Here is a 21,296-nt window from a genome sequence, read left to right on the forward strand (position 1 = left end):
TTGCCGGGCATGATGGACGAACCGGCCTGCACCGGCGGGAGGTTGATCTCGCCGAGCCCGGCCCGCGGACCGGAGGAGAGCAGCCGCAGGTCGTTGCAGCTCTTGGAGAGCTTGACCGCGATGCGCTTGAGCACGCCGGACATCTGGACGAAGGCGCCGCAGTCCTGGGTCGCCTCGACCAGGTTGGCGGCGGTGACCAGCGGCAGCCCGGTGATCTCGGCGAGGTGACGGCGGGCGGCCTCCGCGTATCCGGCCGGGGCATTGAGGCCGGTGCCGATGGCCGTCGCACCGAGGTTGATCTCGTGGATCAGCTCCACGGCCTCGGCGAGCCGGCCGCGGTCCTCGTCCAGCATCACCGCGAACGTCGAGAACTCCTGGCCCAGCGTCATCGGCACGGCGTCCTGGAGTTGGGTGCGGCCCATCTTCAGCACGTCACGGAACTCCACTGCCTTACGGGCGAAGGAGTCCTGGAGCACCGCCATGGCCTTGAGCAGCTCGCGCACCGCGTGGACGGTCGCGATCTTCACAGCGGTCGGATAGACGTCGTTGGTGGACTGACCGAGGTTGACGTCTTCGTTGGGGTGCAGGTACGCGTACTGTCCTTTCTCGTGGCCCAGCAGCTCCAACGCCCGGTTCGCGATCACCTCGTTGGCGTTCATGTTCGTGGAGGTGCCGGCGCCGCCCTGGATCACGTCGACCACGAACTGATCGTGTAGCTTGCCGCCGCGGATCTCCCGGCAGGCCTCGATGATCGCGGCGGCCTTCTCGGCAGCGAGCAGGCCGAGTGCCTCGTTGGCGCGGGCAGCGGCCTCCTTCACGGCGGCCAGGGCGTCGACCAGGTGCGGGTAGGCGGAGATCGGGGTGCCCGTGATCGGGAAGTTCTCCCGGGCACGCAAGGTATGGACGCCCCAGTAGGCGTCGGCGGGTATGTCGCGGTCTCCGAGCAGATCGTGTTCGCTGCGGGTCGCTGCGGCGGTCATGGGAGTTCGGGCCTTCTCTCAGGAGGCTCGCGGGGGCCTCCCGCGCCACCGCGCGAAAGGCCCCCGCTGTGTCACCGGTTTCGGACACCTGCTCAGAGCAGGCGGTCCTTCGCCTTGTAGTAGGCGCCGCCGAACGGCAGGAACCAGGGGGTGCCGTTGTAGAAGGGGACGGGCACCTTCGGGAAGCCGAAGCCGCGCATCGGGTTGGCCTCGGGTTTGCCGTCCATCATCTCGGCGACCGCGCGGCCCATGTAGGTGGCCATCTGGACGCCGTGGCCGCAGTAACCCATGGAGTAATACAGGCCGTTGACGTCACCCGCGTGCGGGATGCGGTCCCAGGAGAACCCGACCATGCCGCCCCACACGTAGTCGATGCGCACGCCGGCAAGCTGCGGGAAGATCTCGGTCATCTCCCGCTTGAGGATGTCACCGCTCTTGACGTCGGAGGCCGGGTTGGACGGGGCGAAGCGGGCCCGGCCGCCGAAGGCGAGGCGATTGTCCGGCGTGAGGCGCACGTAGTGGCCGACATTCTTGTGGGCGACCAGCAGGCGGCCGTTCGGGATGAGCTCCTTGGCACGGGCCTCCCCCAGCGGCTCGGTGACGATGATGAAGCTGCCGACGTTGATCAGCCGCTTGCGGAACCACGGCATCGACTTGTCGGTGTAGGCGTCCGTCGCCGCCATGACCTGCTTGGCACGGATGGTGCCGTGCATGGTCTCCACCACGAACCCGCCGCCAGGCAGACGGGTGAGGCCGGTGGCGGCGTTGCGCTCGTGGATCTCGGCGCCGGCACGCTCGGCGGCGTCCGCCAGGCCGCCGACGAACTTGCCCACGTGCAGGCCCGCGCTGTCCGGGTCGAGCAGGGCGCCGTGGTAGTAGTCCGTGCCGAGCTCGGCCCGCAGTTCGCTCTTGCTCAGAACGATCGTCTCGTGGCCGAAGTTGTCGGCCAGGTCGCGCTGCTTGGCCCGCAGACCGTCGAAGTGCCCGGGCTTGCAGACCGCGCCGAGGCGCCCGGAGCGGTTGAAGTCGCAGTCGATGTTCTCGGTCCTGGTGAGATCCTCGACGACGTCGACGGCCTCGCGGAAGGCGTCGTACAGCTCGCGGGCCCGCTCCTGTCCGTAGCGCTTGCGCGCCTCGGCGGGGCTGATGGTAATGCCCTGGGTGCACATGCTGCCGTTGCGCCCGGAGGCGCCCGAGCCGACCTTGTCCTTCTCGACGAGGACGACCCGGGCACCCTTGCGGGCGGTGTGGTAGGCGGTGGACAGACCGGTGAGGCCGCCGCCGATCACCACCACGTCCGCCTCTTCGGGCAGGTCCTTTCCGGAACGGTCGGGCAGGGCGGGAGCTGTGTCCAGCCAGTAGGGGATCTGCTTCATGGCGTGCGTCCTCTGATGTTCTTTCAGTCCTGTGTCGCCGGTGCGCCGTGGGTCAGCAGCCGAGGAGCTTCGGCAGGCCCGACAGGTCGGGCAGCTCGTCGTAGGGCTGGTAGTCGGCGCTGCCCTTGCGGCCGTAGCGGTTGATCCACACCCGGCGCTTCAGGCCCAGGTCGCGGGTCGGGATGTGGTCGTACTCCCAGCCCTGGGCGACGTGGATGACCTGCGACGACTCGACACCCATGGTCCGGAAGGCGTGCTTGAAGGTCTGGCGGTCCGGCTTGTAGGCACCGGCCTGCTGTGCGGTGATGACGTAGTCGAACTCGACGCCGATGTTCTTGACGTTCCGCGCGATCAGGTTGTCGTCGGTGTTGGAGATGATGGCGATCTCGTACTTGGTCTTCAGCTTCCGCAAGGCCTCCGGGACCTCCGGGAAGGGGCCGAAGGTGGGGACGGCGTCCACGAGGGCCTCGCCGTCGGTCTCGCGGTACTCCAGACCGTGCAGGCGCATGGCGTTGCGCAGGCTGGAGTGCAGGATCTCGTGGTAGGGGCGGTAGGCCTCCAGGACGGCCTGGAAGCGCATGACGCGGAAGTCGTCGAGGAACTCGTCGACATCCAGGTTGTCCAGATCCAGCCGGTCCTCCAGGACCTTCAGGGTCGTGGGACCGAGCTCGAAGTTGATCAGGGTCGCATAGGCGTCGAAGGTGACGATCTCTCGCATGGTGTCCAGCCTTGGTCTCTCGCGGTTTTCAGAGGGGGTGGGACGCTTCAGACGACGCGTTCGCCGGGGGCGACGATCGCGTCGAGCACGGCCAGGTCGGCCGGGCTCGGTATCCAGTCGGCCGCCGCCGCGTTGGCGGTGACCTGTTCGGGGGTCATGGCTCCGCAGATGACGGAGCCGACGGCGGGCAAGGCCGCCAGTGCGCCGACCGCGATCTGGAGGAGGGTCAGGCCGCGTTCGGCGCCGTACGAGGTGAGCGCCTCGACCCTGTCCAGGGCCGCGTCGGTGAGCCAGCCCTGGCGCCAGGACAGGCGGCTGCCGGGCGGGGGCTCCTCGCCGCGGCGGTACTTGCCGCTGAGCAGGCCGTTGGCCAGCGGGTAGTACGGCAGCAGGCCGAGGCCATGGTGCAGGCAGGCCGGGATCAGGTCCTGTTCCGCCTCGCGGTCGAGCAGGTGGTAACGCGCCTGGGTGGACACGAAGGCGTCCGTGATCTGATCGGCCGGGAGGTTGGAGCAGCCGATGTAGCGGATCTTGCCTTCGTCGACCAGCTCCCGGAGCGCGGCGACCGTCTCGTCCAACGGCGTGACGCCGTCGGGTTCGTGGTACTGGTACAGGTCGATCCGGTCGGTACCGAGCCGGCTGAGCGATGCCTCGACCGCGTACCGCATGTAGGCGCGGGATCCACGCGGGCCGTACCGGTCGGCGTCCCGGCCCATCTCCATGCCGAACTTGGTGGCCAGCACCACGTGGTCGCGGCTGCCTTTGAGGGCGGCCCCGAGGAGCCGTTCACCGTCCCCTCGGGAGCCGCCCCGCTCGCCCGACCCGCCGTACATGTCGGCGGTGTCGAACAGGGTGATCCCGGCGTCGAGGGCGGCGTGGACGACGGCCTTTGTGCCGTCCTCGTCGAGGCGGCTGCCGAAGTTGTTGCCACCCACGCCGACCACCGAGACGGTCGGGCCGCGCTCTCCGAGCGAGCGGTATCTCATGACCGGTTCCCGAATCCGATGCAGACGTTCTTGGTCTGCAGGTAGCTGGCCAGGCCTTCGAGGCCCTTCTCCCGGCCCCAGCCGCTGTGCTTGTAGCCGCCGAAGGGAAGCTCGACGCCGGTGCCGACGCCGGTGGCGTTGACATAGACCTGGCCGGCCCGGATGCCCTCGGCCAACCGCATCGCCTTGTCGATGTCGCGGGTCCACACGTATGAGGCCAGGCCGTACGGGCTGTCGTTGGCGATCTCCAGGGCCTCGGCCGCGTCGTCGAACTCGATGACCGTGACGACGGGGCCGAAGATCTCCTCGCGGGCACACCTGGCCTGGTTGTCCACTCCGGTGAGGACGGTCGGCTGGACGTAGTAGCCGTCGGCGAGTTCCGGGTCGGTGGGGGCGCCCCCGCCGGCCCGTGCCACGGCGCCTTCCTCGCGGGCCAGTTCCAGGTAGCCGAGGACCCGGTCCCGCTGCCGTGCGGCGACGAGGGGGCCGACGTCCGGGTCGCTGAGACCGGGGCCGAGGCTGAGGGAGGCGGCGTGCGCGACGAGCTTGTCCAGGAACTCCTCGGCGCCGCGCTGGAGGAGCAGCCGCGTGCCGGCCGAGCAGGTCTGCCCGGCGTTGCCGAACGCGGAGGCGGCGACTGCGCCGAGCGCGGCGTCGAAGTCGGCGTCGGCGAAGACGACGACCGGGGACTTGCCGCCCAGCTCCGTGACCGAGGGGACCACGTTGGCGGCGGCCGCCTGGGCGACCTTGATGCCGGTCGGCACCGAGCCGGTGAAGGTGACCTGGTCGATGTCCGGGTGTCCGGCGAGGGCCGCGCCGGTCTCCCCGTCACCGGGGACGACGTTGAGGACGCCCGGCGGGAGGCCGCACTCCAGGGCGATCCTGCCGATCTCCAGCGGTGTGAGCGGCGCCTCGGGGGACGGCTTGAGCACCACCGTGCAGCCGGCGGCCAGCGCCGGGGCGGAGCCCCTCGCGGTGTTCTGCAGCGGGTAGTTGAACGGGATGATCTGACCGGAGACGCCGATCGGCTCACGGACCGTGTAGTCGATCAGGCCGGGGCCGAGCGGAACCGTCGAGCCGCCGAGCTTGTCGGCGACGCCCGCGTAGAACTCGAAGTAGCGGGCCGCCGCCTCGACATCGGCCTTGGCCTGGCGCAGCGGCTTGCCGACGTCCTGGCTCTCCAGGCGGGCCAGCCGTTCGCCCTGGTAGCGGATGGCCTCCGCGATCCGGTACAGGATGCGCCCCCGGTCGGCGGCACGCATCCCGGCCCACTCGGGAGCGGTCAAGGCCGCGCGCGCGGCGGCCACCGCCTGGTCCACGTCCGCCTTGCCGGCCAGCGCCACCTGGGCGATGGCCGTGTCGTTCGACGGGTCGAGGACGGTGAAGGAGCGTCCGTCGGCGGCCGGGACCTGCTTGCCGTCGATCAGCAGCTCGGTCAGCTGCAGTTCGCCGCTCATGGCTGGATCTCCCCCAGCACCTCGCCGAAGATGACGACCTCGTCGCCGGGGCGGACCGTACGGATCCGGCGGACCCAGAGCACGATGCCCTCCTTCGGCGCGGTGACCTCCTCCAGCACGTTGCCGTAGTGGTCGGTGATGGTGGCGATCAGGTCGCCTTCCTTGCAGGTCTCGCCCGGCTCGGCGCGGGCGACGAAGAAGCCGCCGGAGGCGGAGCGGGCGAAGGTGCCGGAGACGGTGGTGTAGGTGTCCCGCAGCTCCGCCCGGCCGTCGATCATGCCGAGGCTGCGCAGGATGTTGCCGATCGAGCTCATGTGGTGCTCGACGTTGGTCTCGCGGTAGGTGGCGCCGCCGCACTCGATGGTGATGGCGGGCTTGCCGGCTTCGAGGACGGGGTGGCGGACCGTGCCGCCCCACTTGCCGCCCTTCCAGACCAGCTCGTGTCCGGCGGCGAGCGCCAGGTCCGTCGCCAGGTCCTCGTAGCCGCCCTGGAGGATGACGAGCGGGGCGATCTCGCCGTAGGCACCTCCGGTGTGCAGGTCGACCACGGCGTCGACGGCGGGGACGACCTGCTCGACGAAGGTGGCGGCCAGGCGCTGCGAGTAGGAGCCCTCGGCGTCACCGGGGAAGATGCGGTTGAGGTTGAGGTGGTCGATGCCGCTGGCGCGGGCGGCGGCCTCGAAGGCGGGGGTGTTCAGGCAGGGGATGCCGACGACGGTGCCGCGCAGAGCGGCCGGGTCGAGCTCGGCGAGGACGCGCCGGATGGCCTCCTGGCCGTCGTACTCGTCGCCGTGCACGCCCGCGTCCACGCACAGGACGGGACCGTCGAGGGCGCCGTTGACGACGATCAGCGGAATGCCGAGCTCCACGCCGTAGCTGCTGGTGCCGACCGGGATCAGGCCCTGGGCGCGCTCGCCCGGGGCGACGGTCAGCGGACCGATGGAGTACATGTGGATCCTTTCCAGGAGGTGGATCAGATGCGGGCCGATGCCTCGGCGAGGACGCCCGCGATGATTCCGGCGATACGGTCGAGGACGGCGCGGTCGCTGATCAGCGGGGGCGCGATCTGGACCAGTGGCGCGGAGCGGTTGTACACGCGGGCCAGCAGGCCGGCCTCGCGCAGCCGACGCGGGATCAGGTCGCCGATCAGCTCGGCTCGGGCCTTGGTGCTGAAACCGCCGTCGTCGAGGTCGCCGACCAGTTCGCAGGAGTAGAAGAACCCGGTGCCGCGGACGTCGCCGACGATCGGCAGGTCCTTGAGCGCCGCCATGCGCTTGGCCAAGTCCCCCTGGAGACCGCGGACGTTGTCCAGGATGCGGTCCCGCTCCATGATCTCCAGGTTGCGCAGGGCGATGGCCGTGCTCAGCGGGTGCCCGGCGAAGGTGTAGCCGTGGTTGAGGACTGCGCCGGGCCGGTTGATGACCTCGGTGACCTTGGTGCCGACCAGCGTCGCGCCCAGGGGGGCGTATCCGGCGGTGATGCCCTTGGCGACGGTGACCATGTCCGGGCGGGCGCCGTAGCGGTCCCCGCCGAACCACTCGCCGATCCGGCCGAAGGCCGTGATCACCTCGTCGGCGACGAGCAGGAAGCCGTACCGGTCGGCCAGCGCCCGCAGCCCCTGCCAGTAACCCTTGGGCGGGGTGATGCAGCCGCCCCTGTTCTGCACCGGCTCGGCGATGAGCATCGCGACGGTCTCCGGGCCCTCGGTCAGGATCGCGGCCTCCAACTCCGCGAGCAGCCATGCCGTGTACACCTCGTCGTCCGCGAACTCCGGTGCGAGGCCGAGGCGGTTGGTGTTTGACACGAACCGGGTGTCGATCGCCGGCGGTCCGTACGGCTCCGTCAGGCCGGGGTCGTCGTTGAACGACAGGGTGCCGATGGTCAGGCCGTGGTAGGCGCCACGCCGGGCGATCGCCTTGGTGCGGCCCGGCTCGCCGCGCAGGGCGTGGTAACTGCGGGCTATCTTCCAGGCGGTCTCGACAGCTTCGGCGCCGCCGCTCGAGAAGAAGGTGTGCTCGATGTCGACGGGGGCGATCCGGGACAGCCGCTCGGCGAGTTCGACGGCCGAAGGGTGCGCGGACCCTGTCCACAGCGGGCTGTAGCACAGCTCGCGCAGTTGCCGTTCGGCGGCCTCGGCGAACTCGCCGCCGTAGGAGTAGCCGAGCTGGCAGCAGTACAGCCCCGACAGGCCGTCGATGTAGCGCCTGCCGTCCGCGTCGTCGACGTACGGGCCGTCCCCTCGCCGGACGACGAGGAGGTCCTCGCCCTGGTCGCCGAGCGATCCGTTGGCGGTCATGTTCAGCAGCAGGTGCCGCTGAGCGGTGGCCGCGGTCAGCTGAGCGGCGGTGGTGGTCATACGGCGTCGCCTCCTGGGTTGGCGACGCCGACCGTGTTCTCGACGGAGAGCAGGGAGTCCTGTCGTCCGGAGCCGAGCCAGCGCACGAGGGCGACGAGGCCGAGGGCGAGGACGGCGAAGGCGATGAGGATGGCGCTCACCGCGGTGACGCTGGGGTCGATCTCGAAGGTGAGGGAGTTGTAGACCTGCACCGGCAGGGTGACGGTGTCGACGGAGGAGAGGAACTGGGAGATGTAGAACTCGTCGAAGCTGGTGATGAAGGAGAAGATCGCTGCCGCGATCATGCCCGGCGCGGCGAGGGGGAAGGTGATCTTCCGGGCGATCGTGAGCCGGCCGGCGCCCATGCTGGCGGCGGCGTCCTCGAGGCGTTCGTCGATGCCGCGCAGGGTCGCGATCAGGATCAGTACCGCGATCGGTGAGGCCAGCACGGTGTGCCCCAGGGCGATCGCGATCGGGCTGCCCAGCATCGCCGCCGGTTCGAACAGCAGGAACAGGCCGAGTGCGGTGACGATCTGCGGGATGACCAGCGGTCCGAGGACCAGGGCGAAGACCGCCGAGCGCAGGGGGAGTTCGCTGCGGACCAGGGCGGTCGCCGCGGTCACCCCGATGATGAGGGAGAACACGGTGCTCAGCGCGGCGACCAGGGCGCTCAGGGACAACGCGGCGGGCCATTTGCTGCCGTCGGCGAACAGGGCCTTGTACCAGTTCAGCGTCCACGCTTCCGGCGGGAAGGCGGCGAAGGCGTTGTTGCTGAAGGAGGTGACGAGGATGACGACGATCGGCAGCGCGAGGAAGAGAAGGATGACGGTGGCGACCGCGGTGAGGGCGATGCGTCCGGCGAGGGTCTTGCGCAGCTCCATCATGATCCGCTCCTCTTCTTACGGCTGGCGCCGAGTGAGGTCACGGCCTTGACCAGCAGCAGTCCGGCCAGGGTGAGGACCAGCAGGATGACGCCCTGGGCGGCCGCGCCGTTCCACTGGTTCTCCTTGGTCACCTGCTGGTTGATGAGGGTGGCGATCATGGTCTGGTTGGGTCCGCCCATCAGGGCCGGGGTGATGTAGTAGCCCAGCGACAGGATGAAGCTGAGCAGTCCGGCACTGGCCAGGCCCGGCGCGACCAGCGGCAGGTAGACGCGGCGGAAGATGGTCACCCGGCCCGCGCCCATGCTGGACGCGGCCGCCAGCAGGCGGCGGTCCACCCCGCGCATCACCCCGTACAGCAGCAGCACCGTGTACGGCAGCATCATGGAGGTGGTGCCGATGACCACACCGAGCTCGTTGTAGAGCAGCTGGAACGGTGCTCCGGGGGCCGACACGGCGGCCAGGGTCTCGTTCACCAGGCCCTTGTCACCGAGCATGATGATCCAGCCGTAGGTGCGCACCAGCGCGCTGACGAAGTGCGGGACGACCACGACCAGCATGGCCAGTCCCGCCCACAGCGGCTTGAGTCGGCAGATCGCCTGGGCCAGGACGAACCCGAACACCAGGCTCAGCACGGCTGTTTCGGCGGAGATCCGCAGGGTGGTGATCAGCACCGACAGGTTCACGCCGGTCAGTGCGTCGGCGTACCAGTGCAGGGTGAACGAGCCGTCGGCGTCCTTCAGGCTCAGCAGCAGCGTGGAGAAGATCGGGTAGACGAACAGCACCAGCAGGTAGACGACGACCGGCAGCGCGTACAGGATCCCGACCCGCGTCCGGCGCGAGGCCAGCAGCTTGCGCGGGCGGGCGGGAGCGTTGGCGGTGAGGGTGGCGGCCATGGCTCACCCTGCCTGTTCGTCGGCGAAGAGGTTGACGTCGTCCGGATCGGCGGTGATCCCGACCCGCTCGCCGGCGACGGGGCCGCGTCCGGCGGGTACCTCCAGACGCAGCAGCGGCGCCTGACCGCCGTCGAGCCGCACCCCTGCGCGGACCAGGGTGCCCACGTAGGTGGCGGTCTCGACCGTGCCGGTACAGAACCCGTCGTCGGCGGCACAGGCCCGCAGCCGGCCCGGCTGCACGGCGACCTTCACCTGGGCGCCGGAGGGCAGCTGGTGGCGGCGCGCCTTGATCAGGCCGCCGCTGTTGTCGAGGCGGACCAGGGTGTGCTCGTCGGTGTGCTTGTCGATGCGGCCGGGCAGGAAGTTCGCCGCGCCGAGGAAGTCCGCCACAAACGGCGTCCTCGGCCGCTCGAACAGCTCGCGGGGGGTGTCGAACTGCTCGATCAGGCCGTTACGCATCACCGCGATGCGGTCCGACATGACCAGCGCTTCTTCCTGATCGTGCGTCACATAGATGACCGTCAGACCCAGTTCCTGCTGGATGGTCTTGATCTCGACCTGCAGCTGGTCGCGGAGCTTCTTGTCCAGCGCACCGAGCGGCTCGTCCATGAGGATGACCGGCGGGCGGTAGACCAGCGCCCGGCACAGCGCCACACGCTGCTGCTGACCACCGGACAGCTCACGCGGCTTACGGCCACCGAACCCGGACAAGCCCGCGATCTCCAGCGTCTCCCCCACCCGGCGGCGGATCTCGTCCTTGCCCACGCCGCGCAGGGTGAGCGGGAACGCGACGTTCTCGGCGACGGTCATGTGTGGGAAGAGCAGGTACTGCTGGAAGACGAAACCGAGGTTCCGCTTCTGCGGGGCGAGCCGGGTGACGTCGCGGTCCCCGACGGTGATGGTGCCGGAGTCCGGTTCGCAGAACCCGGCGATCATCATCAGCGTCGTGGTCTTGCCCGACCCGGAGGAGCCGAGGAAGGTGACGAACTCCCCGGCCGCGATCTCCATGGACGCCTCGTCGACGGCGACCACGTCGCCGTAGGTCTTGCGCAGGGCCACTACCGACAGCGATTTGCCGGTCGCGGTGGCCGGCTTGCCGCCGGCCACGTCGACGGACGGTGTGGCGACACCGAATTCAGCCACGAGCCCACTCCAACCAGCGCTTGGTGACGGCCGACTCGTTCTTCAGCCACCAGTCGATGTCCGTGTCGAAACCCTTGTCGTAGTACTTCGGCGCACCCGCCAGCGCGTTGCGCTCGTCCTCGGTGAGCTTGGCGTAGGCCAGCGGGGACGCCGGGTTCGACGGGAACGCCTTGGCCAGGGCGGCCTGGCTCTCGGCCCGCAGCGAGAAGTCCATCAGCTGGTAGGCGGCGTCCACGTTGGCCGCGCCCTTGGCGATGGCGTAGCCCTGGAACTGCCGTCGCATACCGTTGAGTTGCCTGGTGACCGGGACGCCCTGCTTCTCCAGATCGGCGATACGGCCGTCCCACACGGTGGACATCGTCACTTCCTGGCGGCTGAGCAGCACACCGGGAAGCGGGCCGCTGTCCCAGAACTTCTTGATGTCCGACCGCAGTCGGGTCAGCACCTTGAAGGCACGGTCCACATCCAGCGGGTACAGCTTGTCCATCGGGACGCCGTCGGCGAGCAGCGCGAACTCCAGCTCGGGCAGGTCGCCGTCCGGGTTGCACATCGAGCGGCCGCCCTGGAACGCCCCGGTGTCCCAGAAGTCCGCCCACGACTCGGGCTTCTTACCGCCGAACGCATCCGTGCGGTAGGCGATACAGGCGCCGTAGAAGCTGCTGCCGATGGCATGGTCGGTGATCTGGTTCTCGGGGATTTTCGCGCTCTTCACGCTCTTGACCCGGTCGAGGTCCAGCGCCTCCAACGCGTCCTGCTTGACGTACTTGGTGTGCGACATCATCGAGTTGTTGATGAGGTCGCACTGCGGGCGGCCCTGCTTGATCTGCGCCAGCAGCGGAGCGTCATCCAGGTTCAGCACCTTGACGCTGATGCCGGTCTCCTGCGTGAACGGCGTATAGATCGCCTTCTGCAGCGCCGCGCCGTAGGAACCGCCGCTGTCACGGACGACGACTGTCTTGCCGCCCTTGCCACCGGCGGCGGCGGACCGGCTGGTGCCGGTGCCGCAGGCGGAAAGAGCGGTCGCGGCGGCGACACCCGCAGTGACCCCGCCTATTCCTCTCAGGAACAGTCTGCGGTCGATTCGGGCATCTTTCATCGTGTGCCTCCTGGGTGGTGCTGGCCGTGAGAAGGGGAGTGGCTGGGGACGTGGAAAGGGGGGCGGCTGGAAGGGGGGGTCTAGGGAGGGGACTTGGGGCCGGAGCCGGGGGTAGGGGGCCCGGGAGGCCAGGGGCCGGACTCTAGGGGCGGGGGTCCGCCTCGTCGGAGCCGACACCCAGACCGGGAGCCCGGAAGGTGTCGGCCCGCGCGGCCGTGTCGGGGTCCCACGGGACGGCCAGGGCGGCGAGTTCGGCGCCGGTGGCCACCGTGAGGGCGTGCATGCCGTAGAAGATCCGTCCGTCGGCCGGGGCGTGGACGGCGTGCTCCGTGCCGTCGGTCGGGTCGACGATGCGGCCGACGAGGTCTCCCTCGGCGACTTCGCCGATGATGTCGGCGTCGAAGGAGAACTCCGGGTACCACAGGCCGGTGGCCTCGGCGGTGACGCCGGCGGACCAGACCCACTCGCGGATCGGTGCCGGGCCGGAGTCGTCCTGGTCGAGGACGCCCAGGTGACGCAGTGCCCTCAGCAGGCCGTCGACGCGGCGGAGGGCGGTGACCTCGTCCCGCTGGCCGAGCTGGCCCACCTCGACCAGGACCGCCGAGATGCCCCGGCGGGCGGCGGCCGCGTGGCTGTTGCCGCCCTCGGGTGTGAGCCCGAGGATGACGTCCTGGATGCCGAAGGACCCTGCCAGTTCGGCCGTCGCCTTGTCCAGGTCCGGGTCACCGGTGAGGCGGTAGCCGACGAAGTCGCGCAGCACCTGGTCGATACCGCCGCAGTGCAGGTCGATGTAGACGTCGGCGCCGTCGACGAGGTGGGTGAAGAGCCAGGCGGCCAGCCGTTCGGTGGGGCCGCCGGCCGGGTCGCCGGGGAAGACGCGGTTGAGGTTCACGCCGTCGACCGGGGAGATGTTGAGCCGGCCCTGGTACACGGCGGGAGGGTTGGCGACCGGACAGACGATCACCTGTCCGCTCACCTCGCCGGGCTCCAGCCGGTCCGCCAGGCGCACGGCGGCTTCGACGGGCGTGAACTCGCCGCCGTGCACACCGGCGGTGATGACGACCCGGGGGCCCGGGCGGGTTCCGTTGACCAGGGTCACCGGGATGTCCGCGGTGAGGGTGCCGAGATCGGCCTGGACGGTGCCGCGCGCCTTGGTGCCGGGCCGGGCCTGAAGGGAGCCGACACAGAGGGTGGTGTCCTGCATGGTCATGCCTCCGTACGGCCGACGGTGGAGAGGAAGTCGATGGGCTGGGACGAGGCGCCGTCCAGCGCGAGGTCGGCGGCGATGTCGCCGAAGGCGGGCGAGAGTTTGAAGCCGTGCCCGGAAAATCCGGCGAGCAGGATGACGTTCTCGGCGCCGGGCAGCGGACCGACCAGTGGACGGCTGCTCTCGGTGTAACCCTCCATGTAGACGGACAGGCGGGTGGGGTCCGGGTGCAGGTCGGGCAGGTAACGCCCGATCAGCTCGGAGAAGATCTCCAGCTCGTCCGGCCGCACGGTGCGGTCCAGCTGGTTGGGATCGTCGGCGAGCCGGTGCAGCGCGCGGGAGAGTCCGAGCTTGACCGAGATCCCGTCCGGGGAGGGCAGGCCGTAGCAGTGGGTGGGTGCCGTGCGGATGAACGCCGGGCGCTCCTCGCCGAACCAGGCGTCGGGGGCGGTGGGCACGTACCAGGCGCTGACCAGGCGGCGGATCTCCACCTCCCACGGCAGGTCGGGCAGCAGGTCGTTGACCCAGGGGCCGGGTGTGACGACGGCGGTGTCGAAGCGCTCGCTGCCGGTGTCGGTGCGGATCTCCACACCGCCCGCGACGGGGACGATCTCGCGGACCGTGGTGTAGCGGTGGATCACGGCGCCCAGCTGCTCGGCGCGGCGGGCGGCGGTCTGGATGGTCAGCTCCGGGCGGATGAACCCGGCGCGGCGGTCGAGCACGGCCGCGTCGCCGTCCTCGATGCGGTACTGCGGGAAGCGCTTGGCGAGCGCCTCGGCGTCCAGCACCTCGTGGTCGAGGTCGTGTTCGGCGATGGACTGCAGGACGGTGGCCATCTGCTGGTGCGCGGTGGGCCCCATCAGCAGGCATCCGGTCAGACGGCGCAGCTCGCGGCCGGTCTCCTGCTGGAGCTGCTCCCAGAGGGCGTCGGCGTGCTTGAGGAGCGGAACGTAACGGGAGTCCTCGAAGTGCGCGCTGCGGAAGATCCGGGTCTCGCCGCCGGCGGCACTGCGGTCGTGGCCGGGTGCGTAGCGGTCGTATCCGACGACCTCGGCGCCGCGGGCCGCCAGCCGCCAGGCGGCCTGGCTGCCCATCGTTCCGACGCCGACCACCGCGACGCGCTTCCTGGCAGCTGACACAGGACTTTCCTTTCGTATCGCCGAGGCGCATGCTGAGCCTTCGACGTGAGGATGTTCGATTCGAGATGGTTTGAGCGGGAGCCAGGTCCTCGTTGTGGACCTGCGGCTCGCAACCGCCGCACCTCGCAGTCCGGCTCACCTTCGGGGGATCTCCCCCAATGCCGTGCCACTATGCGGAATGCTGTGCTAGAATCTGGCACAGAGAATGACAGCGGCTCGGGGAGGCGTCAAGAGGATGCCCAGCAGAAATTTTGAGGATTAACAGGGGGAAACCGGATGGAAATGAAGAGCGTCACCAGGTCGCTGCGGATCCTGGAGGCGGTCGCCCAGCATCAGCCCGTGACCGTAGGGGAGTTGACGAAGCTCTTCGGGCTGCCGAAGTCCACCGTGCAGCGCACCCTGGTCACCCTGGCGGAGGCCGGCTGGCTGCGCGCCAACCGCAAGGACACCACCCGCTGGGAGATCGGTGCCCGCGTCCTGGCCGTACGGCCGGCCGCCCTGCAGGGCTCCAGCCTGTTCGCCGCCGCCCGTGAACCCATGGTTCGCCTTCGGGACGCGCTGAACGAGACCATCCACCTGTCGGTGCCGGACACCCTGCAGTGCATGGTCGTGGTGGACCGCGTCGACTGCGACCACCCAGTGCGCACCTTCCACACGATCGGCGACACCTCACCTCTGCACGCCACCGCCGTCGGACGCGCCGTTCTCGCCCACCTTCCGCGGCGTGACGTCGACGACCTCATCGCGGCGGGGTTGGAGCGGTTCAGCGACACGACCCCCGTCGAGCCCGACGAACTGCGCGCCGAGCTGGACCGGATCCGCACCGACGGCTACGCGGTCAACCGCAACCAGTACCGGCCGGGCGTCTGCGCCGTCGCCGCCGCCGTGCTCGACGAGGACGGCACCCCGCTGGCCGCCGTGGCCGTCTCCATGCCCGAGGCGCGGTATGACGATGAACGGACGCCCAAGCTGGGCCGCCTCGTCGCCGACACAGCCGCGGAGATCTCACGTCGCCGCCTGGGCGCCTGAACGGCATACGCCCGCAAGTCGTCGACCGAGGGCCGGCCTCGCACGCGTCAGTGCGTGAGGCCGGCCCTCGGCCTTGTGTCACGACAGCCACCGCCCTACGCCCGGCCGAGGGAAGGCCGGCCGCAGGGCGGCCGCACCACGCGGCACGGCAGACCTGGTCAAGCCCTACCGCTGTCCATCGCCGCGGGGAATCGGGACCCCCGGCACACCTCAAGGCCGGTCTACTGATCGGCCGAGGCCGCCGCATGCCATATTGCGGCACGCTATGCTGGAATCCGGCACGGATCATGATCGTGACTCCATACTGGAGAAGAAATGAGAGCCAGGGAGCCACAGGCCTGAGGGGGCATCGCATGGAAATGAAGAGCGTCACCAGGTCGCTACGGGTTCTGGAGGCAGTCGCCCGACATCAACCCGTGACTGTCGGGGAGTTGACGAGGATTTTCGGGTTGCCGAAGTCCACCGTGCAGCGCACCCTGGTCACCCTCAACGAGGCGGGCTGGCTGCGGGCGAACCGCAGGGACACCACCCGCTGGGAGATCGGCGCCCGCGTCCTCGCCGTACGACCCGCCGCCCTGCAGGGCTCCAGCCTGTTCGCCGCCGCCCGTGAACCCATGATCCGGCTCCGCGACGCGGTGAACGAGACCATCCACCTGTCGGTGCCGGACGCCCTGCACGGCATGGTCGTCGTCGACCGCGTCGACTGCGACCACGCCGTACGCACCTTCCACGCCATCGGCGACACCTCGCCCCTGCACGCCACGGCCGCCGGGAACGCCGTCCTCGCCCATCTGGGGAAGTCCGAGATAGAAGAGGTCACCGCGGGGACGCTGGAGGGTTACGGCGAGGAGACCATCACCGACCCGGGGGAACTGCGCGCGGAGCTCCGCCGCGTGAGAGAGCGTGGCTACGCCGTCAACCACAACCAGTACCTGCATGGGGTCTGCGCGATCGCGGCACCCGTGCTCGACGGTGAGGACACACCGCTGGCCGCCGTGGCCGTCTCCCTGCCCGACTCCCGCTTCGAGTCCGGCCGACTGCCCGAGCTGGGTCGGTTGGTCGCCGAGACGGCGGCGGAGATCACCGCCCGGCACCTGGCCTGACGACGGTCCCGGCATCACTTCACGATCACGTAGATCTTGCGCACGGTTTCGATGGTCTTCCAGACACCGACGAAGCCCGGCTTCATGACAAAGCTGTCGCCTGCCTTGTAGACCACCGGCTCGCCACCGTCCGGCGTGAGCTCGATGATGCCGGCGAGGATGTGGCAGAACTCGAAGGTCTCGCCCTTGATGGAACGCGTCTCGCCGGGCGTCGCTTCCCAGACTCCCGTATGGATCATCTCCCCGCGGGCGATGTCCTGGGGCCAGGTCATGAACGCGGGGTCGCCGGAAACCAGACGTTCCGGCAGCGGGCCGGACTCGTGCGGCGCGAAGGAGGGGTTGGTGTCGATGGTCTTCAGAAACGACATGTTCTTTCTTCCCTTGGCGTCGAGAAACTGATGGCCGTCCCACCCGTGCCCGGCGGCGTGGAAAACCGGGCACGGGAGAGGCCCGTCGCGGTGCGTGCTGCGGCGCGGTCAGGGCATGACCGCCGTCAGCTCACGGGCACCGCGAGGTACTGGTACTCGAGGAACTCGTCGATCCCCACCCGGCCACCCTCGCGGCCCAGCCCCGACTGCTTGACGCCGCCGAAGGGTGCGGCGGGGTTCGACACGAGACCGGTGTTCAGCCCCACCATGCCCACCTCCAGCCGCTCACTCACCCGCAGGGCAAGGTCGAGGCCCTCGGTGAAGACATAGCCGACCAGGCCCCAGGGGGTGTCGTTGGCCCGGCGGATCACCTCGTCCTCGTCGTCGAAGGTGAGGATCGCGGCGACGGGGCCGAAGATCTCCGTGTCCATCAGCCGGCTGCCGGGATCGACCTCGGCCAGCACGGTCGGCGGGTAGAAGCAGCCGGGGCCCTCGGGCGTACGGCCGCCGACGAGCACCTGCGCCCCGCGCTCCACCGCGTCGGCGACCAGCTCCTCCACCTTGCCGCGTCCCCTCCTGTCGATCAGCGGGCCGACGTCGACACCCTCCCGGGTGCCCGGACCGACGACCAGCGCGCCCATCCGCTCGGCCAGACGCCGCCCGAACTCCTCCGCTACCGAGCGGTGCACGAAGAAGCGGTTGGCGGCCGTACAGGCCTCGCCCATGTTGCGCATCTTGGCGACCATCGCGCCGTCCACCGCCTTGTCCAGGTCGGCGTCCTCGAAGACGATGAACGGCGCGTTGCCGCCCAGCTCCATCGAGGTCCGTACGACCCCCTCCGCGCTCTGGGCGAGGAGCAGCTGCCCGACGGCCGTGGAACCGGTGAAGGAAAGCTTGCGAATCCGCCCGCCGCGCAGGAGCGGTTCGCACACCTCCCCCGCACGGGAGGTGGTGACGACGTTCAGCACGCCGTCCGGCAGCCCGGCCTCCTTGAGGATCGCGGCGAGAGCCAGGCTGGACAGAGGGGTCTGCGGGGCCGGCTTGAGCACCATCGTGCAGCCGGCCGCGACGGCCGGGCCGATCTTGCGGGTGCCCATGGCCAGCGGGAAGTTCCACGGGGTGATCAGCAGGCACGGGCCGACCGGGCGGCGGGAGAGCAGCATGCGGTTGCGGCCGTCCGGCAGGGTGGCGAGGCCGCCGTCGATACGGACGGCCTCCTCGGAGAACCAGCGGAAGAACTCGGCCGCGTACGCCACCTCTCCCCTGGCCTCGGCGAGCGGCTTGCCCATCTCGGACGTCATCAGATGGGCGAGCTCGTCGGTGCGCTCGATGATGATCTCGTAGGCGCGGCGCAGGATCTCGCTGCGCACCCGGGGCGCCGTACGTGCCCACTCCTCCTGCGCCTGCACGGCCGCTTCCTCGGCCAGCTTGGCGTCCTTGGAGCCGGCGTCGGCCACGTGACAGAGGACCTCGCCGGTGGCGGGGTCGTCGACGGGCATGGTGGCACCGTCCGCGGCGTCCACCCAGGCGCCGCCGATGAACAACTGCGTGGGTGTGTCGGTCATGAGTTCTCTCCTGGTTGTCCGGGCCGGTCGGCGGCGGGGTCGAGCAGTTCCGCGAGGTGCAGGGCGCGGATGCCCCGGTCTCCGGCGAGGTGGTCGATCTGGGTGGCGCAGCTGAAGCCGTCGGCCACGACGACGGCCGGTGTCCGAGGGTCGACGTCGTCCAGGCGGGGCCTCAGGGTGAGGTCGGCGACAGCCATCGAGGTGTCGTAGTGCTCTTCCTCGAAGCCGAAGTTGCCGGCGAGTCCGCAGCAGCCCTCGGCCTCGTCGACCTTCGTCACGCCGAGGCGTCCGAGCAGGTCGCGGGGGTGGCGGCCCTTGAAGGTGGCGTACTCGTGGCAGTGGGTCTGCAGGACCACGTTGTCCGGCAGCTCCGGTGGGGTCCAGTTCGGCGCGGCGAGGTCGGTCAGGGCTCCGGTGAGGGTGTGGACCCGAGCCGCGACGCGCCGGGCGGCCTCGGTGCCGAGGAGTTCGGGCACGTCACGCTTGAGTGCTGCGGCGCAGCTGGGCTCGGCCACGACGATGGGCCGGTCGTCGCCGTTGTCCAGGCGGGCGACCGTGCGGGCCATGATGCGGCGCGCGAGCGACAGTTGCCCGGTGCTCACCCAGGTCAGGCCACAGCACAGGTCGTCCTGTGCCGTGCAGGGAAGGCCGGCGTCGGCGAGTACGCGGCTCGCGGCCCCGGCCACTTCAGGGCGGAAGGCGCGGGTGAAGCTGTCCACGAAGAGCAGCGTCTTCGCCGGTTCGCCGGTCCTCGCCGTGCGCAGGGCCCGGCGCAGCGCGCGCCGGGAAGCGAAGGCCGGGATCCGGCGTTTCGTGGTCACGCCGCCGAGGCGCGCGAGCAGCTTCCCGACAGGTCCGCGCAGCAGCGCGTTCACCGGGCGGGCCGCGTACCCGACGAGCCTGGACGTCAGGGGCAGCCAGCCCAGGGAGTAGTGGGAGCGGGGTCTGACTCTGCCCTTGTAGTGCTGGTGCAGGAACTCCGCCTTGTACGTGGCCATGTCGACGCCGACCGGACAGTCGCTGGAGCAGGCCTTGCAGGACAGGCACAGCTCGAGGGCGTCACGCACCTCCGTGGAGCGCCAGCCGTCCTGGACGGTTCCGCCCCGCACCATCTCCTGAAGCAGACGGGCCCGGCCCCGGGTCGAGTCGTTCTCCTCCCCCGTGGCCCGGTAGCTGGGACACATCACACCGCCGGCGTCGCTGCGGCAGCGGCCGACGCCGACACAGCGGCGTACCGCTCCCGCGAAACCGTCCTCGTCGTGCGGGAAGGAGAAGAGCGTCTCGACGGGCAGCACTTCGGAGGGGGTGTGCAGCGCGAGGTCGGCGTCGAGGCGGGCCGGGGCCACGATGACGCCCGGGTTGAGCAGCCCCTCGGGGTCGAAGGCCTCCTTGAACGCGGCGAACGCCCGGATCATCCGGTGGCTGTACATGACCTCCAGCAGCTCGCCCCGGGCTCGCCCGTCGCCGTGTTCGCCCGACAGGGTTCCACCGTGCTCGACGACCAGGGCCGCGGCTTCGGAGAGGAACCGCCGGGCGGCAGTCCGGCCCGCGTCCGTGGCGAGGTCGAAGTCGATGCGCACGTGGACACATCCCGCGCCGAAGTGGCCGTACAGCACACCGGTCAGCCCGTGGGCGGCCAGCAGCTTGCGGAAGTCCCGCAGGTAGGCGGCCAGGTCCTCGGGCGCGACCGCCGCGTCCTCCCAACCGGGCCAGGACTCCCCGCCGTCCACGAGACGAGCCGCCAGACCCGCCCCGTCCTCACGGACCCGCCACAGCGAGCGCCGCTCGGCCGGGCTGTGCACGACCCGCCCGCCGGTCATCCGGCCCCGGGCCTTGAGCACCTCCAGCAGTTCGTCGGCGCGGGCGTCGACGGCCGCCTGGTCGTCGCCGTCGAGCTCGACGTACAGCCAGGCACGCCCTTCCGGCAGCCCGGTCACGGAGTCCGGACCGCGCCGGGCACGCATGGTGGCGACGATCGCCTCGTCCATGCCCTCCACGGCGGTGGGGTGCCGGCGCAGGATCTCCGGGACGTCCTCGGCGGCGTCGACCACGTCGTCGTAGCCGAGGGTGAGGAGGGTGGAAGCCTGTGCGGTCGCCACCAGGCGGACCGTCGCCGCGGTGACGACCGCACAGGAGCCCTCGGTGCCCACCAGTGCGCGGGCCATGTCGAAGCCGTGCTCGGGCAGCAGGTGGTGCAGCTGGTAGCCGGAGACCTGACGCGGAATGCGGCCCAGCTCGGTGCGGATCGGCGCCAGATCGGCCTCGATCAGGCGGCGTACGTCCGCTTCGAGGCGGGCGACCCGCTCGACTGCGTCCGTGTCGTTCCGGTCGGCCGCACGCAGGCCGGTCCGGTCGGCGACGGCCCGCACGCCGTCGGCCGTCACGAGCTCCAGAGCCTCTATGTGGCTGCTCGTGCGCCCGTGCCGCACCGACCGGTTGCCGCAGGCGTCGTTGCCGATCATCCCACCGAGGGTGCACCGGCTGTGCGAGGACGGGTCGGGGCCGAAGGTGAGCCCGTGCAGGGCCGTCGCGCTGCGCAGCGCGTCCAGGATCACGCCGGCCTCGACGCGCGCGGTGCGCGCGGTCGGGTTGATGTCCAGGATCCGGTTCATGTACCGGGAGAAGTCCAGGACGACGCCCGGCCCGACCGCGTTGCCCGCCATGCTGGTGCCGCCGCCGCGCGCGGTGACCGGAACATGTGCCTCGCGGCAGGCCCGCAGCACCGCGACGACGTCGTCGGCGCTGCGGGGAAAGACCACGGCCCGCGGCGGGACACGGTAGTTGGAGGCGTCGTAGGCGTAGAGGCCGGTGGAGCCGGGGCCGGTCTCCACCCGCAGGCCGGGAGCGGTCTCGGCGAGCCGCGCGACCAGCGGCTCCAGGGCCGTGGTGGTGTCCGTCATCGCCCTGCCGCTCCCGATGTGCCGGCCTCGACGGCGTTCGCCCAGGCCTGGAGGCCCTCGTCCACGCCCGTCTCGTCGATGACGAGCGCCGGGATCATGCGGACGACCTGGTTCCAG

General features: G+C 70.3%; 18 protein-coding genes. 2 read left to right on the forward strand and 16 right to left on the reverse strand.

What is annotated here, in order from left to right:
• From IE97_RS0137215 to solA, 13 genes are all read right to left on the reverse strand, one after another.
• A partial coding sequence (locus tag IE97_RS0137215) for an aspartate ammonia-lyase (RefSeq protein WP_030251713.1) occupies window positions 1-980 on the reverse strand: 980 nt, incomplete at its 3' end.
• Between the two features lie 92 nt (window positions 981-1,072).
• Window positions 1,073-2,356 (reverse strand): NAD(P)/FAD-dependent oxidoreductase, encoded by a 1,284-nt coding sequence (locus tag IE97_RS0137220; protein ID WP_030251715.1) that lies wholly within the window; start codon window positions 2,354-2,356, stop codon window positions 1,073-1,075.
• 52 nt (window positions 2,357-2,408) lie between these two features.
• A complete protein-coding gene (locus IE97_RS0137225) occupies window positions 2,409-3,074 on the reverse strand; it encodes a haloacid dehalogenase type II (RefSeq protein ID WP_030251717.1) in 666 nt (221 codons plus the stop codon).
• Between the two features lie 47 nt (window positions 3,075-3,121).
• Complete coding sequence (locus tag IE97_RS0137230) at window positions 3,122-4,060, reverse strand: aldo/keto reductase (RefSeq protein WP_030251720.1); 939 nt, start codon at window positions 4,058-4,060, stop codon at window positions 3,122-3,124.
• On the reverse strand, window positions 4,057-5,517 hold the full coding sequence (locus IE97_RS0137235) for an aldehyde dehydrogenase family protein (RefSeq protein WP_030251723.1): 1,461 nt from the start codon (window positions 5,515-5,517) through the stop codon (window positions 4,057-4,059). Before IE97_RS0137235 ends, IE97_RS0137230 begins: the two co-directional genes overlap by 4 nt.
• Complete coding sequence (locus tag IE97_RS0137240) at window positions 5,514-6,467, reverse strand: succinylglutamate desuccinylase/aspartoacylase family protein (RefSeq protein ID WP_030251726.1); 954 nt, start codon at window positions 6,465-6,467, stop codon at window positions 5,514-5,516. Before IE97_RS0137240 ends, IE97_RS0137235 begins: the two co-directional genes overlap by 4 nt.
• 23 nt (window positions 6,468-6,490) lie before the next feature.
• Entirely contained in the window at window positions 6,491-7,873 is a 1,383-nt protein-coding gene (locus IE97_RS0137245; RefSeq protein WP_030251730.1) for an aminotransferase class III-fold pyridoxal phosphate-dependent enzyme, read from the reverse strand.
• Window positions 7,870-8,736, reverse strand: a complete 867-nt coding sequence (locus IE97_RS0137250; protein ID WP_030251732.1) for an ABC transporter permease — start codon at window positions 8,734-8,736, stop codon at window positions 7,870-7,872. The genes IE97_RS0137245 and IE97_RS0137250 overlap by 4 nt, the downstream gene beginning before the upstream one ends.
• Window positions 8,733-9,629 (reverse strand): ABC transporter permease, encoded by an 897-nt coding sequence (locus IE97_RS0137255; RefSeq protein WP_030251735.1) that lies wholly within the window; start codon window positions 9,627-9,629, stop codon window positions 8,733-8,735. The genes IE97_RS0137250 and IE97_RS0137255 overlap by 4 nt, the downstream gene beginning before the upstream one ends.
• Before the next feature lie 3 nt (window positions 9,630-9,632).
• Entirely contained in the window at window positions 9,633-10,772 is a 1,140-nt protein-coding gene (locus IE97_RS0137260; RefSeq protein ID WP_030251738.1) for an ABC transporter ATP-binding protein, read from the reverse strand.
• A complete protein-coding gene (locus tag IE97_RS0137265; protein WP_030251741.1) occupies window positions 10,765-11,868 on the reverse strand; it encodes an ABC transporter substrate-binding protein in 1,104 nt (367 codons plus the stop codon). Before IE97_RS0137265 ends, IE97_RS0137260 begins: the two co-directional genes overlap by 8 nt.
• Before the next feature lie 142 nt (window positions 11,869-12,010).
• Entirely contained in the window at window positions 12,011-13,078 is a 1,068-nt protein-coding gene (locus IE97_RS0137270; protein WP_030251744.1) for a succinylglutamate desuccinylase/aspartoacylase family protein, read from the reverse strand.
• The gene (gene solA, locus IE97_RS0137275; protein WP_030251748.1) at window positions 13,075-14,214 is read right to left on the reverse strand and encodes an N-methyl-L-tryptophan oxidase; all 1,140 of its coding nucleotides are present in this window, start codon (window positions 14,212-14,214) and stop codon (window positions 13,075-13,077) included. Before solA ends, IE97_RS0137270 begins: the two co-directional genes overlap by 4 nt.
• 282 nt (window positions 14,215-14,496) lie before the next feature.
• Here solA and IE97_RS0137280 point away from each other — a divergent pair, with 282 nt between their 5' ends.
• A complete protein-coding gene (locus tag IE97_RS0137280; RefSeq protein ID WP_030251752.1) occupies window positions 14,497-15,243 on the forward strand; it encodes an IclR family transcriptional regulator in 747 nt (248 codons plus the stop codon).
• Between the two features lie 359 nt (window positions 15,244-15,602).
• Entirely contained in the window at window positions 15,603-16,346 is a 744-nt protein-coding gene (locus tag IE97_RS0137285; protein ID WP_030251756.1) for an IclR family transcriptional regulator, read from the forward strand.
• A gap of 14 nt (window positions 16,347-16,360) precedes the next feature.
• Here the strand turns inward: IE97_RS0137285 and IE97_RS0137290 are convergent, their stop codons facing one another.
• The 3 genes from IE97_RS0137290 to IE97_RS0137300 all read right to left on the reverse strand — a co-directional run bounded on the left by IE97_RS0137290 (window position 16,361) and on the right by IE97_RS0137300 (window position 21,179).
• On the reverse strand, window positions 16,361-16,714 hold the full coding sequence (locus tag IE97_RS0137290; RefSeq protein WP_030251759.1) for a cupin domain-containing protein: 354 nt from the start codon (window positions 16,712-16,714) through the stop codon (window positions 16,361-16,363).
• 125 nt (window positions 16,715-16,839) lie between these two features.
• On the reverse strand, window positions 16,840-18,279 hold the full coding sequence (locus IE97_RS0137295) for an NAD-dependent succinate-semialdehyde dehydrogenase (protein WP_030251763.1): 1,440 nt from the start codon (window positions 18,277-18,279) through the stop codon (window positions 16,840-16,842).
• A complete protein-coding gene (locus IE97_RS0137300) occupies window positions 18,276-21,179 on the reverse strand; it encodes an FAD-binding and (Fe-S)-binding domain-containing protein (protein WP_030251766.1) in 2,904 nt (967 codons plus the stop codon). The genes IE97_RS0137295 and IE97_RS0137300 overlap by 4 nt, the downstream gene beginning before the upstream one ends.
• Window positions 21,180-21,296: the final 117 nt, after the last annotated feature.

It is taken from the genome of Streptomyces sp. NRRL S-455, from assembly GCF_000717875.1.
In the GTDB taxonomy this organism is placed as follows: domain Bacteria; phylum Actinomycetota; class Actinomycetes; order Streptomycetales; family Streptomycetaceae; genus Streptomyces.

Bases quoted from the DNA above. Each gene is read 5' to 3' on its own strand.
- IE97_RS0137285 (WP_030251756.1), top strand. From the start codon at position 15,603: ATGAAGAGCGTCACCAGGTCGCTACGGGTTCTGGAGGCAGTCGCCCGA.
- IE97_RS0137255 (WP_030251735.1), bottom strand. From the start codon at position 9,629: ATGGCCGCCACCCTCACCGCCAACGCTCCCGCCCGCCCGCGCAAGCTG.
- IE97_RS0137230 (WP_030251720.1), bottom strand. From the start codon at position 4,060: ATGAGATACCGCTCGCTCGGAGAGCGCGGCCCGACCGTCTCGGTGGTC.
- IE97_RS0137250 (WP_030251732.1), bottom strand. From the start codon at position 8,736: ATGATGGAGCTGCGCAAGACCCTCGCCGGACGCATCGCCCTCACCGCG.
- IE97_RS0137280 (WP_030251752.1), top strand. From the start codon at position 14,497: ATGAAGAGCGTCACCAGGTCGCTGCGGATCCTGGAGGCGGTCGCCCAG.
- IE97_RS0137270 (WP_030251744.1), bottom strand. From the start codon at position 13,078: ATGACCATGCAGGACACCACCCTCTGTGTCGGCTCCCTTCAGGCCCGG.
- IE97_RS0137225 (WP_030251717.1), bottom strand. From the start codon at position 3,074: ATGCGAGAGATCGTCACCTTCGACGCCTATGCGACCCTGATCAACTTC.
- IE97_RS0137220 (WP_030251715.1), bottom strand. From the start codon at position 2,356: ATGAAGCAGATCCCCTACTGGCTGGACACAGCTCCCGCCCTGCCCGAC.
- IE97_RS0137265 (WP_030251741.1), bottom strand. From the start codon at position 11,868: ATGAAAGATGCCCGAATCGACCGCAGACTGTTCCTGAGAGGAATAGGC.
- IE97_RS0137300 (WP_030251766.1), bottom strand. From the start codon at position 21,179: ATGACGGACACCACCACGGCCCTGGAGCCGCTGGTCGCGCGGCTCGCC.
- IE97_RS0137295 (WP_030251763.1), bottom strand. From the start codon at position 18,279: ATGACCGACACACCCACGCAGTTGTTCATCGGCGGCGCCTGGGTGGAC.
- IE97_RS0137240 (WP_030251726.1), bottom strand. From the start codon at position 6,467: ATGTACTCCATCGGTCCGCTGACCGTCGCCCCGGGCGAGCGCGCCCAG.
- IE97_RS0137235 (WP_030251723.1), bottom strand. From the start codon at position 5,517: ATGAGCGGCGAACTGCAGCTGACCGAGCTGCTGATCGACGGCAAGCAG.
- IE97_RS0137290 (WP_030251759.1), bottom strand. From the start codon at position 16,714: ATGTCGTTTCTGAAGACCATCGACACCAACCCCTCCTTCGCGCCGCAC.
- IE97_RS0137245 (WP_030251730.1), bottom strand. From the start codon at position 7,873: ATGACCACCACCGCCGCTCAGCTGACCGCGGCCACCGCTCAGCGGCAC.